We start from the raw sequence: 665 nt of genomic DNA on the forward strand, positions 1-665 counted from the left end.
CGGGGCAGTCCCGCCGGGGCACCGGTGCCGAGCAGAGTCAGTTCCACGCCCCGATTCTCACCTGCCCCCACGGCGACTGCCCGTCCGACTAGGCTTGGGCCCGGTGTGATCACACTCTTGGGAGGCGTACATGGCGGCATGGACGTGGCGGTTCGAGAAGACCGACGGGACGCAGGTCGAGCCCGCGGTGCCGCCGGAGGAGTTCCCCACGCAGGGGGATGCCGAGTCCTGGATCGGGGAGCACTGGAAGGCCCTGCTCGAGGGTGGCGCGGACCAGGTGCGGCTGCTGGAGGACACCACGGAGGTCTACGGCCCGATGAGCCTCCACGCGGAAGAGGCGTGAGCTCGGGAGGCTGAACGGAAGGGTCCCTCCGCCGCCCCTTCGACCCCGACGTGCGGGTCGGTGGGGGTTGTTCGCGCCCACGCGGCGGAGCCGCACATCGGCACGGCCCCGCGCCCCTGACAGGGGCGCGGGCAACCGCGCACGGGGGTCTGGGGGCGCAGCCCCCGGGGACGGGGCGGGCGGGGGCGAAAAAGACCCGGGGTCAGCCCCGCTCCAGGGGCCGCGGCGTGGGGTCCGGTGTGCCGCCGAGCCAGTTCTCGACGGCCCGGCGGGGCCCGGACCAGCGGCGGTCGTGGCGGTAGGCGCGCAGGATCGCGCGGGC

The 665-nt window shown here is 74.9% G+C and carries 1 protein-coding gene; it reads left to right on the top strand.

Going from position 1 to position 665, the window contains the following annotated elements:
• Positions 1 to 130 precede the first annotated feature (130 nt).
• Positions 131 to 343, top strand: a complete 213-nt coding sequence (locus B7767_RS11505) for a hypothetical protein (protein WP_085572119.1) — start codon at positions 131 to 133, stop codon at positions 341 to 343.
• The last annotated feature ends 322 nt before the right edge of the window (positions 344 to 665 follow it).

This window comes from Streptomyces sp. 13-12-16, from assembly GCF_002114215.1.
GTDB lineage: Bacteria > Actinomycetota > Actinomycetes > Streptomycetales > Streptomycetaceae > Streptomyces.